The organism is Petrotoga miotherma DSM 10691 (assembly GCF_002895605.1).
GTDB lineage: Bacteria > Thermotogota > Thermotogae > Petrotogales > Petrotogaceae > Petrotoga > Petrotoga miotherma.
Window position 1 is genome coordinate 60,785 of record NZ_AZRM01000010.1, and the last position, 12,902, is coordinate 73,686.

Below are 12,902 nucleotides of genomic sequence, written 5' to 3' on the forward strand. Positions count from 1 at the left end.
CATCTATAATTAGGCGGGTTTATACTATCCCTTAACCGAACCGGCGAGTAAACCTCTTACAAAATACCTTCCCAATATGATGTAAACTATAAGTGTAGGTAGGGCAGCGATTAACGCTCCTGCCATTTGAACGTTCCATTGGACGACTTGACTGCCAGCCAAATTGACTAAAGCTACCGTTATTGGTTGTTTCGTCGGGTCACTGGTTATCGTTACTGCAAACAAAAACTCGTTCCATATATTTGTGAATTGCCATATTATAACGACTACGAACCCTGGTATTGATATAGGTAAGAGTATCTTTGTATAGGATTGCCATATGCTTGCACCATCCACAGATGATGCTTCCACTAATTCGTTTGGAATTTCCTCATAGTAATTTTTAAACATTAAGGTGGTAATCGGTATTCCGTATATAACATGGGTTATTATCAATGCGGGTATCGTACCATATAAACCTATTGCTTGAAAGAACTGTATCAGTGGAAATAATACACTTTGATAAGGTATGAACATCCCAAATAATATTAGGGCAAAAACAATATTTGAATATTTGAACCTTAATTTTGAAAGAGCAAAACCATTTATTGAACCAATTATTGCAGATATTAGAGTAGCCGGTATCGTAAGGTAAAAACTGTTTTTTAGATTCGGTCCTAATCTTGCAAATGCCTCTTTGAATCCCTCAAAAGATAACTTGCTTGGAAGTTTCCACATATTTGATATAGAAACTTCTTCAAATGGTTTAAAAGAGGTGCTTAGAGTAACATAAAAAGGCAGAACATAAAATATGGTGAATAAAGCTAGTATAATATAATAAATTGTGAGTGAAGTTTTATTGGTTTTTTCTGCCATTATCTTTCCCCCCTAAAAGAGCTATAAAGATAAGGGATTATAACCGCAGCTACCATTACCAACATTATTATTGCAATGGCTGATGCGATAGCGTATCTGTTGGATCTAAACATCTGTTCAAACATATAAACAGCAGGCATATCGGTAACGTTGTTAGGTCCACTTCCAGTCATGGCGTATATTAAATCGAATATCTTCAGAGACATGTGTCCTATTACTATCATGGCACTAAGTGTAATTGGTCTGAGCATAGGCATCTTTATTCTCCAAAATAATTGAGTACCTGTTGCACCGTCTACTTGTGCTGCTTCTATCATCTCTTCAGGAATAGCTCTAAGCCCGGCTAAATACATTGCCATTACGTATCCTGACATCTGCCAGGTTGCTGCTATTACCACTGGTATCAACGCTAAATTGAATTTTCCTATCGATTGGGTACTCGTGTACCACATCCATTGTAAGTTTGTCCATCCAAGGTTTTCAAGTAATAAATTAATTCCTTGTGGGGAAGTTGGTATGTTCCCAGGAGCGAATATCCAACCCCAAACCGTACCTGTTACAACAAAAGAAATTGCCATTGGGAATAAAAATAGGTTTTGAAAAAAACTCGATCCTTTTAATTTCTTGTCAATAATATTGGCTAAAAATATACCGAGTATTATACATCCTGCTAGAAAAAATAGGGTAAAAAATAATGTGTTCCATAAATCTGTTTGAAATCTGGGGTCCATGAATAACCTTTGATAGTTTCTCATTCCAACAAATTCGTATTCTCCACTCAATAATGAGGAAAAACTATTCCAGTTGGAGGTTGATGTTCTTATCGTTAAAAAAATGAAATAGTAAACAAATATCCCTAGGAAAGCTAAAGATGGTAGGATTATAAAAAATCCTGCTCTTGCCTTTTTCTTTTGAACCGACATACATATCTCTCCTTATCGATTGGATAGGGTATATCGAAAATCTCGGCCCTTACTGGGCCGAGATTAAGTTATTTTAGGTGTTAATCTGTGAGTAGATTTACATCTTCAGCAGCCCATAATATCATTTGTTTTGCTTGGTTAACGTTTTTAGTAGTTACTAAGTTGTTAACGGCATCGTTGAATGACGTGACGAACGCTTCAGGTGCTGCAGAACCGTGAACGATAGATGGTGAAATGATGAGGGTTCTGAAATCCTCTGCTGTTTCTATCAAGTATGGATCGTTTCCTGGATCTGCGTCAATTCTTGCTGGGATAGAACCTTTAATTGGATTAAACACTGATTGAGCCCTTGTAGAAGCCAAGTATTCCAAAAAGATGAGTGCATTTTCTCTATGTGGGGCATTCTTTGGTAACCCGAAGGTATCGGATACTAATACGAACACAGCTTGTGTGCCAGGTAACTCGAACCATCCAAAGTCTTCTCCTGGCGTCCAACCTAAGGTTTTGAAGTATCCTTCTGCCCAGTCACCCATTAAATTGAAAACGGCTTTGTCTTCATATAACAATCTTGCAGCATCTTGCCATGCTAAAGCTGCATGATCTACGTTAACGTAATCCATAAGTTGTACCATTTTTTCTAAAGAACTGTCAAGCCTTTCATCGTTGAACGATAGTTCGCCGTTAAATAAGGCGTTGTAATTTTTAGCTCCAAATTCAGCTACCATAAGATTCTCAACAAGTTGGCCTGCAGGCCATTTGTTTTTATCTCCTAAAGCAAGTGGAGTGTAACCAGCGGCTTTTACTTTTTCTAATGCGTTTATGAATTCATTCCATGTCTCGGGTTCTTTAGTCAAACCTATTTCGTTAAATAACTTCTTGTTGTAGAACACAACGTTGCTTCTATGGACCGTCAGAGGAATGGAATAAACTTCACCTTGATAACTTACTATATCTATTAGACCTTCTGGAAATTTGTCGTATACTCCCCACGCTTTTAGATAGTCTGTTAAAGGTTCCATGAGTCCTGGTATTACGTATGTATCTGTTAATTCCCAACCAGCGTGTACTTGGAATGTATCGGGTGGGTTTCCACCAAGCATTCTTGTTTTTAATACTGCTTTGGCGTTTGTCCCAGCACCTCCGGCAACCGTTGCGTTGATTACTTCAATATCTGGATATAATTCATTAAAATCTTCAAGGGTTGCTAAAAGCGCTTCTTCTTCTCCTCCACCAGTCCACCAACTGAATATCTCTACCTGCCCACTTTGGGCAAAAATCATGGTGAAGCTTAATACACTTAGAAGTACTATACCTACTAACTTTCTCATACTATGCTACCTCCTTTTTGAGAATTTACACTGTATTTGAAAACTTTAAAAATCTCTTTTTTATTTGAAATTGTTATAAGATATGTTTTTGTCATTGTTTAGCAAAAACTGATAGGGAGAAGATACGATATGTTCGATAGCAATTGAGGCTGCACCTGACAAAATAGCATCTTCTTTCTTTGAAGCAACTAAAATTTGTGGGATTTCATCCGAAAAGGTGTATTGAGCAACTATTCTTTTTATTTCTCTAATAACTGAATATCCCGTTTTTAAAATTCTTCCACCTACAATTACCGCTTCCGGATCGACTGTATTTACAAGGTTCACTATTCCTAAGGCTAAAAATTTGTTGATATCATCCAAAGTTTTTTTAATTTCTTCAGACTTTTTTGATTCGTTTAGAATTATCTCTAAAGGTAAGTTAAATTCATCTGCCAACCTTGATAAACCTCCGAAACTTTCCAAAGGCATTAAATCTCCAGTTATGACTGTATGACCTATTTCACCAGCGGAGTTAAAAGTACCCGAATATAACTTCCCATTTATAACAATTCCTGCTCCAATTCCAGAATCTCCCACAATAAATACATAATTGTTAAATTTTTTCCCATGTCCAAACCACTTTTCACCTAAAACAGCACCATTTGCATCATTTTCTAGCCAAATTGTTTTTTCATAGTGTTCTTCTAGCTGTTCCACAAGTGGGTAATCTTTGAGTAAGGGAAAAGGATGAACTGATCGTAAAATTCTTTTTTGACTATCTATCAATCCAGGCATAGCGATACCAATACCCTTAATTTTATTGAAGTCGACTTTTGTGTTATTGATCAATTCGTCAATTATTAAAATTAGGTTTTTTAAAACATCAGTCGGTCTTCCATATGAATTTATTTCTTTTTCAATACTCTTAATTTTTTTGCCCTTAAAATTAAATATTCCTGCACGTACTATGTTTACCCCAAATTCAATACCTATAACATAAAAAGCGTCTTCTTTGATTTTTATCAGTTTTCTCTTTCTACCTAATTTGCCATCGATGGTACCGACTTCTTCTACTAAATCCTTGGAGATTAATTCATTCACAATATTTGTTATAGTGGCGTTTGTTAGACCTGTTATATCTGATATTTCTGATCTTGTGCTCGTTCCTTTCGAGTTCAATAATTCTAAAACTACTGTTCTGTTACGTTCTTTAACTAATTCAATATTATATGTTTTATTTGCCATCAGTTAACTCCTTTGCTTTTTATTTATATTAGATTCAGAGACCCTAAAACTTGATTAATAGCGCCCTATTGCCCCGCTCCCCACCCTGAAGGATAAAGAGAACCGTGTCACTTTACTATGCAGCCCGTCCTCTCTACTTTTAATTAAAATACATTTTTTTATAAATGTCAAGTCTGGTTATGAGTGTTTAAACACAATTATTACCATTTAAAAGCAATTATTTGAGAAAATCTAAAGAAATCTTACTTTTATTTATTTAAAAAAATTTTACTACAATATATTTATTGTTTAATACTTGAACGAAGTTGTTGTTTTCATATCAAAACACCAAGTAAAACCATTCAATATAATTACATACAGTATAAATTTTAAAAAATATAGATTGATAAATTCTTTGAAGTTGTTTGTGCAGTAATTAGGAGTTAAAGTTACCTGTAGAAAACCACTTTAAATGTTGTACCAACCATCCATTTTGATTCAAATTCAATTTTATAATTTGCTAATTCGCATAAATATTTAACCACCGCTAGGCCTAAACCGGATCCTTTGGCATAATTATTTGCTTCAGCACCACGATAGAATCTTTCAAAAATTCTTTTTTGTTCTTCTTCTCTTATACCTATACCTTCATCTTTTATTATGAGTTGTTCGCTGAGAAAATTAATGTATATGTCAGAATTATCGTAAGAATATTTAATCGCATTGGAAAGCAAATTTCTAAAGATTGTGTAAAGTACAAACTTGTCACTTTTTATAGATTGAATTTGACAATTGAAGTGTAGCTTTACGGATTTTTCTTGTATTTTTTCATAAAGGTCTTTCACTATTTCGTTGTATAGAGTAGTTGGATTTATCAATTCTTTTTTTAATTCGTATTCACCAAATTCTGCTTTTGAAAGAAGGGTTAATTGAGAAATAATATTTTCTATTCTGTCGAGAGATTCTTCGATTTTAGTAACTTGTTTGGTAAATTGATTGTCTTTCATGAAGTCTTTGAGTATTTGAGTATTCCCTTTAGCAATGGTGAGAGGGGTTCTGAGTTCATGGGAAACTGAGGTTATGAAATCTTCTTTCACTTTTTTTAATAATTCAAATTCAGTTTTGTCTTGCAATATTAGAAGTTGATATTCTTTTTTGAATGTGAGCTTGCAAAATTTACTGTATCCTTCAAAGAAATATATATTTGTTTCTATTTCAAAGTCTTCATTATTCAATATATGCTTTGCAAGCTGATCGATTTCATTGAAACTTATGGTGTTCAATAATTCTTTGTGTTTCACAAAACCCCAAGCTTTGGCAGTCTCATTTACATTAAGGATGTTTGTTTTATTTTCTAATTGTAATACTGCGTCTTCCAAAGAATCGAATATGTTAAAGTCAAATGAGTTAGCATTTTTCATCTTTATTTCTCACCGTTGTTATCTACCGTATAAGCGTTTTTATTGAATTTGTATCCTACGTTTCTAATAGTTTTAATCCAATTTTTCCCTATTTTTGATCTGATCATGCTTATATGTACATCTATAACCCTATCTGTAATAAATTCGTCTCCAAACCAAATTTTATCTATAATTTCTTCTCTTGTGTAGACTTTTTCTGAATTTCTAGCTAATAGATCGAGTATTTCGAACTCTTTTGAGGTCAATTCAATATTTTTTCCTTCATATCTTACTGAATAATTGTTTGAATATATTTCCATGGGTCCAAAAACCATTTTATTTTCAGATTTTTTGATTCTTTTTAATAATGCTCTAACCCTCGCTGTAACTTCTCTAGGATTGAAAGGTTTAGTAATATAATCGTCTGCTCCTGATTCGATTCCTAAAATTTTTTCTCCATCTGTATTTTTTGCAGAAATGATTATGATACCTATTTCTCTATTCAATGCACGAACTTTTGGCAATTCATTAACTGCGTCTCCATCAGGTAACATCAAATCTAATAAGATTATGTCAATGTTTGATTCTTTATTCAAAACGTTCCTCATTTGAGATAAAGTACCGGCTTCAAAGATTTCTAAATCTTCTAATCGAAGATAAGTTTTTAGTATATCTCGTATATCTTCATCATCTTCAACAATAAGAACCTTAGGCATGAGAAAGCCTCCGTTTATAGATAGTCTTCGATTTCCTTACCTGTTTCTATGTAAACTATTTCTTCACAAAGATTTGTGGCGTGATCAGCGATTCTTTCAATGTCTCTTGCCAATAATACATAGGGAATAACAAGTTCTTTGTTAAAAGTTTCATCTTGTAATTTTTTCACAGCAATTTGTCTAAGTTGATTTTCTAGCTCGTCCACTTCATCATCTCTTTTCCAAATTTTCACAGCTTCTTCAATGTTTCTTTCTCCGAATGCTTTATATGAGTCCTTTATCATCTCTAGGGATATACCGAACATCTTTTTTATTTCTTTAGTATTTACTATGTCTTTTAGATCAATATGCGCATAGATTTTAGTTTTTTCAGCAATATTGCAAGAAAGATCACCTATTCTTTCAAGATTGTTTGCGAACTTTATCATTGTTACTGCGTATCGTAGTTCTTTGGCTAAAGGACGAAATCTCGCTACGATTTGATAGACTGACTCTTCAATTTGGCGGTTTAAATCATCTATTTGATCATCTGCTTTTAAGACTTTTTCGGCTAATTCAAGGTTTTTATCTTCTAACGCTTTAATCGAATTTTCAAAGGATCTTAAAACGACGGTTAAAAGCTTGGATATTTCACTTGTTAATCGTGTCATTTCCCCTTCAAAATGTGTGTAGTCCATTTATTTCACTCCCTATTTGCTTGATGTACTTTTTGTTGTGTGGTTATCTATTCAATTTTTAGCTAATTCTACCATTTAGATAATCTTCTGTCAATTGTTTTTTTGGGCTTTTTATAATGTCTTCTGTTTTTCCCGATTCTATGAGCTCTCCTTGAAACATAAAATACATATAATCTGAAATTCTAATAGCTTGGGCTAGGTTATGTGTAACAATAATTATAGTATAATTTTCGGATAAATGTTCTACTAAATTTTCAATTTTTTGTGTAGCTATAGGATCTAGAGCGGATGTAGGCTCGTCTAATAGAATTATTTCAGGATCAATAGCGATGGCCCTAGCAATACACAAACGTTGTTGTTGTCCCCCAGAAAGTGAACTCGCTGGTTTGTCAAGTTCATCTTTTACTTCATCCCATAGCGCAGCTCTTTTTAAAGCTGTTTCAACGATTGCATCCATTCTTCTTCCGTTTCTTGTTGTGTGCAACTTTAAACCAAATGCAATGTTTTCATAAATAGTCATAGGAAAAGGTATTGGTTTTTGAAAAACCATTCCTATTTTTTTCCTCAACAACGATAAATCAATATTATTTTCATATATGTTTTTGTCCTCAAATATTATTTCGCCATTGGTTCTATATCCAGGAATTTCATCGTTGATTCTATTTATACTTCTCAACAAAGTAGATTTCCCACATCCTGAAGGACCAATTATTGCGCTGACTTTCTTTTTTTTAATTTCCATATTTATATCTTTTAAAGCTTGTTTTTGATCGTACCAACCATTAAAATTTTTAATTTCTATTGCAATTTCTTTTTCTGTGTTCAACTTTTTTGTTTTCCTCCTCTTATTTTAAATGCTATCGAGTATATCACTAAAATAAGTATTATTAAGAATGCGGATGTTGCTTTTGCCATCCATTGCGCACTTTCTCCATATGCCATGGTTATAAAATATATATGAGTTGGGAGAGTCATAACAGGATCAAGTAAAGAATTTGGTAACTGAGTTGAATAGAAAACTGCACCAGTCAATAATACAGGAGCGGTTTCTCCAATAACCCTTCCTGCACCAATCAATATGGCGGTTATTATTCTATTTCTTGCTGCTGGAAAGAGTATTTTGTAAATAGTTTCCGTTTTTTTTGCTCCTAAAGCATAGGCTGATTCTCTCAGCTCTCTTGGTAGAGAAGCAAGGGCTTCTTTTACTGATGAGGATATTACAGGTAAAGTCATTATAGATAAAGTTAAACTTCCACTTAGAAGAGATGTTCCAAATCCTAGAGTTATCGAAAAAAGAGCTAATCCAAACAATCCGTAGACAACAGAAGGAACACCAGATAAAGAGGTAACGGATATGTCAATTATTCTTCCTAATCTTGATTTTGATCCATATTCTGAAAGGAAGGTACCAGTGAGAACTCCTATTGGAATGGAAAATAATAGAATGAAAAATATCATCAAAAAACTTCCCAATATTGCCGGTCCTATTCCACCGGCTGTCATTCCTTGACTGGGGTATTCTATGAAAAAAGAAGGATTAAAATATCTTGCACCATCTACTATAACTATTACAATTATTGACAATATTATACCAAACGCAATATAACTTATGATTCTAAAAATTAATGATATAATAGAATCTATTCCCGTTTGCTGTTTCAACTTTTCCAACTCCTCGTTACTCTTCTAGATATCATTGTTAGAATAAAAGATATCATTAGCAAAATTAAACCTGCTGTAAACAATGCAGAGTAGTGTGTACTTCCTATGGGTACTTCCCCCATCTCGCTTGCTATAGCAGCGGTCAAAGGTCTAACTGGATCCCATATTGATTTGGGAATTATGGCAGCTCCTCCGGCTACCATTAATACAACAATAGTTTCCCCTATAATTCTATTTATAGTAAGAATTATTGAATTCAAAATTCCTGATAGTGCAGCTTTGCTTACTATTCTAAATCCGGCGGTGAACCTGCTTGCCCCCAAAGCTAAAGCGCTTTCCTTTAGACTGATATCAACTGATGATAATGCTTCCTGCATAAGTGAAGCGGCGTATGGTAGGGATAAAATAGATAGCCCAATTGCTGCTAATAGTAAATTACCTGTGGACCAAGCACCAAAATTCATTAGGATAGGTGAAATATAAATGAATAAGAATGATCCTATTATAACAGTTGGGATTCCGGATAGCAAATCTATCGCTGATTTTATAATTCTTTGTTCTGTGTTTGTGGCATAATCATACAAGAAAAATGCAATTATATACCCTATGGGTATAACTATAATAGAAGCGAAGCCAGTTAATATAAAAGAATCCGCTATCATAGCTAACATGCCATATTCTGGTGGATCATATGTTGGATACCAATACTTACTTGTAAAAATTTCAGCCCCAACTTCTGTCAGGGCTGGAATAGCGTCTCTGATGATAAAAATGAATAGACCGATTAATGCCAAAATTCCCACCATTGCGACAACTGTGATTATACTTTGATTTACGATATTTTTTAAATCTCGTCTATTCACAAATAAAACACTCCTTTTAAAAGATAATCTTTTAAAATCCGTATGCTGCTACATATCCAGCTTGTTCAACTAATTCTTGACCTCGTTTTGATAGTCCAAATGTTAAATATTGTTTAACTGGTCCGGTTTGAGGGTAACCATTTGTCGCATCAACAAACATGTACAATGGTCTTGAAATTGGATAAACAGAATTTAAAATATTCATTTTTGTTGGTTGTACACCTTCGACTGATAAAACCTTTACGTCTTCGGTCACATAACCTACGCCTGTATAAGCTATAGCATATGAGTTTTGAGCAACTGCTTGTACTTCTGCGTGGGTTGATTCTAACATCTGAACCGTTGGGGCCATTCTTTCACCCTCTAAAACTTTTTCTACGAATGTTTCGTAAGTCCCTGAGGCTGTGTTTCTTGAATATACAACTATCCTTTGGTTTGGTAAATTTGGATTCAATTGGCTCCATCTTGTAATTTCGCCAGTGTAAATACTTGCCAATTCTTCTATGGTGATTTCATCTATTCCAAGATTTGGATTGACTATAACGGCTATTCCATCGTATCCTAAAACAATTGGAATGAAGTATTTTCCTTCTTCATGCATTTGTTCTAATTCCGATTCTTTAAGCCATCTACTTGAGTCAGCTATGTCTGTTGTTCCGTTGAATAAAGCTGCAATACCGGTTGAAGATCCCGCACCCTCCAATGTAATTGTTAAATTGGGATACATATCTTTTAACTCTTCAATCCATAGTTGTGCTACTGGAAAGATCGTGTTTGAACCTTTTATAACAAGTGTTTCTGCAAAACTGAAAAGGGCTATGCCTACCAAAACTAACGTTAATAATACTTTCTTCACAATAATTCCCTCCTTAATTTAAGTTTTCGATGTAATTATAGCACCCTTTTTTTTGGATAAAATCAAGTGATGTTAAGAAATATTAAGGAGGTACTTTCATTAATATTTAATCATACTTGATGAACCTAAAAAATGAAATTGTTATTACATTTTGATAAATTTTTTTGTCTTTAATTCTTTTCAATATTTCAGAAATTTGTGCTATAATTATATTGTACCTTAATTTACAAGACCTAATTGAGCTTTTTTAGGAAACTTTAAGAGGTGTTTGATTATGTTGATTGAATCGAAAAGTTATGAGAAAGAGGTTGAAAAACTATTAAATGTTAGGCTTACCAAAAGAGAAAAAGAACTAATAAGAGCAGCTTATGATTTAGCTGAAATTTCTCATAGTGGTCAGTATAGAGATTCTGGTGAGGAATTTTTTGAGCATCCAAAAAGTGTTGGATTGATACTCGCCGGTTTAAAAATGGATGTCGATACGATAATAGCAGGTCTTTTGCACGATGTAGTTGAAGATTGTGGGGTTTCAATAGATAAAATAAAGGATCTTTTTGGTATCGATGTTGCAAATATAGTTTCAGGGGTCACCAAGATCAGTAATCTAAAGCTCAATGAACGACTAAACGAAAAAGACATGAAATCTTTGGAGAAAGTTGAGACTATCAGAAAGATGCTTTTTGCTATGTCCGAGGACATAAGAGTCATAATCGTTAAATTGGCTGATAGATTACATAATATGAGAACTTTAGAATTTGTCGATAGGAAAAAGCAAATAGCAAAAGCAGATGAAACTCTAAAAATATACGCCCCCATTGCTCATAGATTGGGGATTTATAAGATTAAGGAAGAGTTGGAGGATTTATCCTTTCGGTTTTTGTATCCTGATACGTATTTTGATTTAAAGACGAAAATCGAGGAAAAATTAAGACTTGGACAAAATCGGTTGGACGAATACGCGCAGATTATTAAACAAGAGCTTGATAATCAAAAAATCAAAGCAATGGTTGAAGGACGTTCTAAACATTTATATAGTATATGGGATAAGATGATTCGAAAAGGTAAAACTTTAGATGAAATCTATGATTACATTGCTCTTAGAATAATTACTGAAGATCAGAATAAATGTTACGCTGCTTTGGGAATAATTCATTCTATTTGGTCCCCTATTCCAGGAAGAATAAAAGATTATATTGCAACACCTAAATTCAATGGTTATAAATCACTGCATACAACTGTGATAACACATAAAGGAGATCCATTAGAAATACAAATTCGAGATTGGAAAATGCATGAAGAAGCCGAATACGGTTTAGCTGCTCATTGGGTTTATAAAGAGGGTGTTAGTCCGGAAAAATTAAAATTTCTTAATGATTTGATGGAGTTACATAAATATATAGCCCAAAATGCTTTTGAATTAAAAGACATCGAAACAAACCTTCTTTCAAAAGAAATTTTTGTATTTACACCCAAAGGAGAAATAATTCATTTGCCCAGAGGAGCAACACCTATTGATTTTGCTTTTGCTATTCATACTGAGGTTGGTAATCATTTTTCAGGAGCAAAAGTCAATGGTAAATTAGTTCCCATTTCATACAAATTGCAGACGGGTGATATAGTAGAGATACTGATCAATAGGAATTTTCAAGGACCTAGCATTGATTGGTTAAAATATGCTCATTCTCCTAAGACTATATCGAAGATAAAAAAATATTATCGACAAAAAAATGAAGTCGAGTTAATTGAAAAAGGTAAGGACAAGTTTAGAGAGCTTTCTAAAAAACTTAATTTTTCCATGGATGAAATTCTTGAAAAGTTGAAAGAAATAGGATTTTACATTAAATACAACATAAAAAGTGACGAAGAATTTTTTATAAAATTATCTTTACAAGATATCAGTATTAATACGATTAGAAATATTTTCACCTTAAGCGAAAAAGAAGAAGAAAAAATGGTCCCTACAGTTGAAAAATCTATTTCGAATAGAAAAGGTATCTCCGTTCTTGTTGATGGTGAAGAAGGTGTTGAGAGCTATTTCGCAAAATGTTGTATGCCTGTTCCGGGAGATGAAATTATAGGTGTGATAACTCGAAGAGGAATTGGTATACATAGAAAAGATTGTAAAAATATTCAAGATATTGATGAAAGTAAAAAGGTAACTGCTGAGTGGAACGAATACAATCAAAACAAATTTTCTACCGTATTAATGATTGATGTAGAGAGCAAAAATGTTTTAAATAACGTTAGAAATGTTATAAATAATGAAGGTGGACATATAGAAAAGTTTGAAATGACAAATAATTCTAATTACCTTAACATTAGGATATATCTAGCCGTCCAGAATTTAAAACATCTGAGCCTTTTAAGTAATAAATTGAAAAATTCTAAGGGTGTTTATTCTGTTAGGAGGGTATAA

At 33.4% G+C, this 12,902-nt stretch carries 12 protein-coding genes; 1 reads left to right on the top strand and 11 read right to left on the bottom strand.

Annotated features, from left to right (window positions below):
- Positions 1–24: 24 nt before the first annotated feature.
- The 11 genes from X928_RS02015 to X928_RS02065 form a co-directional block, all read right to left on the bottom strand.
- Positions 25–855: a carbohydrate ABC transporter permease gene (locus tag X928_RS02015; protein WP_103078243.1), complete on the bottom strand. Its 831-nt coding sequence runs from the start codon at positions 853–855 to the stop codon at positions 25–27.
- Positions 855–1,778: a carbohydrate ABC transporter permease gene (locus tag X928_RS02020; protein ID WP_103078244.1), complete on the bottom strand. Its 924-nt coding sequence runs from the start codon at positions 1,776–1,778 to the stop codon at positions 855–857. Before X928_RS02020 ends, X928_RS02015 begins: the two co-directional genes overlap by 1 nt.
- 80 nt (positions 1,779–1,858) lie before the next feature.
- Positions 1,859–3,106, bottom strand: a complete 1,248-nt coding sequence (locus X928_RS02025) for an extracellular solute-binding protein (protein ID WP_103076889.1) — start codon at positions 3,104–3,106, stop codon at positions 1,859–1,861.
- Between the two features lie 60 nt (positions 3,107–3,166).
- Entirely contained in the window at positions 3,167–4,333 is a 1,167-nt protein-coding gene (locus tag X928_RS02030) for an ROK family transcriptional regulator (protein WP_103078245.1), read from the bottom strand.
- Between the two features lie 428 nt (positions 4,334–4,761).
- On the bottom strand, positions 4,762–5,733 hold the full coding sequence (locus tag X928_RS02035) for a sensor histidine kinase (RefSeq protein WP_103078246.1): 972 nt from the start codon (positions 5,731–5,733) through the stop codon (positions 4,762–4,764).
- A gap of 2 nt (positions 5,734–5,735) precedes the next feature.
- Positions 5,736–6,428, bottom strand: coding sequence for a response regulator transcription factor (locus tag X928_RS02040; RefSeq protein WP_103078247.1), 693 nt, complete (start codon positions 6,426–6,428; stop codon positions 5,736–5,738).
- A 14-nt stretch (positions 6,429–6,442) separates the two neighbouring features.
- Positions 6,443–7,105, bottom strand: coding sequence for a phosphate signaling complex protein PhoU (gene phoU, locus X928_RS02045; RefSeq protein WP_103078248.1), 663 nt, complete (start codon positions 7,103–7,105; stop codon positions 6,443–6,445).
- A 58-nt stretch (positions 7,106–7,163) separates the two neighbouring features.
- Positions 7,164–7,931 (bottom strand): phosphate ABC transporter ATP-binding protein PstB, encoded by a 768-nt coding sequence (gene pstB, locus X928_RS02050; RefSeq protein WP_103078249.1) that lies wholly within the window; start codon positions 7,929–7,931, stop codon positions 7,164–7,166.
- Positions 7,928–8,776, bottom strand: coding sequence for a phosphate ABC transporter permease PstA (pstA, locus tag X928_RS02055; RefSeq protein WP_103078250.1), 849 nt, complete (start codon positions 8,774–8,776; stop codon positions 7,928–7,930). The genes pstB and pstA overlap by 4 nt, the downstream gene beginning before the upstream one ends.
- The gene (locus X928_RS02060) at positions 8,764–9,591 is read right to left on the bottom strand and encodes a PstC family ABC transporter permease (RefSeq protein ID WP_169926272.1); all 828 of its coding nucleotides are present in this window, start codon (positions 9,589–9,591) and stop codon (positions 8,764–8,766) included. Before X928_RS02060 ends, pstA begins: the two co-directional genes overlap by 13 nt.
- Before the next feature lie 70 nt (positions 9,592–9,661).
- The gene (locus X928_RS02065) at positions 9,662–10,486 is read right to left on the bottom strand and encodes a phosphate ABC transporter substrate-binding protein PstS family protein (protein WP_103078252.1); all 825 of its coding nucleotides are present in this window, start codon (positions 10,484–10,486) and stop codon (positions 9,662–9,664) included.
- Positions 10,487–10,760: 274 nt separating this feature from the next.
- Between X928_RS02065 and X928_RS02070 the strand changes: the two genes are divergently transcribed.
- Positions 10,761–12,902: a RelA/SpoT family protein gene (locus tag X928_RS02070; RefSeq protein ID WP_103078253.1), complete on the top strand. Its 2,142-nt coding sequence runs from the start codon at positions 10,761–10,763 to the stop codon at positions 12,900–12,902.

Excerpts from the sequence above, each read along its gene's own strand:
- phoU (WP_103078248.1), bottom strand. The coding sequence starts at position 7,105 with ATGGACTACACACATTTTGAAGGGGAAATGACACGATTAACAAGTGAA.
- X928_RS02030 (WP_103078245.1), bottom strand. The coding sequence starts at position 4,333 with ATGGCAAATAAAACATATAATATTGAATTAGTTAAAGAACGTAACAGA.
- X928_RS02040 (WP_103078247.1), bottom strand. The coding sequence starts at position 6,428 with ATGCCTAAGGTTCTTATTGTTGAAGATGATGAAGATATACGAGATATA.
- X928_RS02020 (WP_103078244.1), bottom strand. The coding sequence starts at position 1,778 with ATGTCGGTTCAAAAGAAAAAGGCAAGAGCAGGATTTTTTATAATCCTA.
- X928_RS02070 (WP_103078253.1), top strand. The coding sequence starts at position 10,761 with ATGTTGATTGAATCGAAAAGTTATGAGAAAGAGGTTGAAAAACTATTA.
- X928_RS02015 (WP_103078243.1), bottom strand. The coding sequence starts at position 855 with ATGGCAGAAAAAACCAATAAAACTTCACTCACAATTTATTATATTATA.
- X928_RS02025 (WP_103076889.1), bottom strand. The coding sequence starts at position 3,106 with ATGAGAAAGTTAGTAGGTATAGTACTTCTAAGTGTATTAAGCTTCACC.
- X928_RS02035 (WP_103078246.1), bottom strand. The coding sequence starts at position 5,733 with ATGAAAAATGCTAACTCATTTGACTTTAACATATTCGATTCTTTGGAA.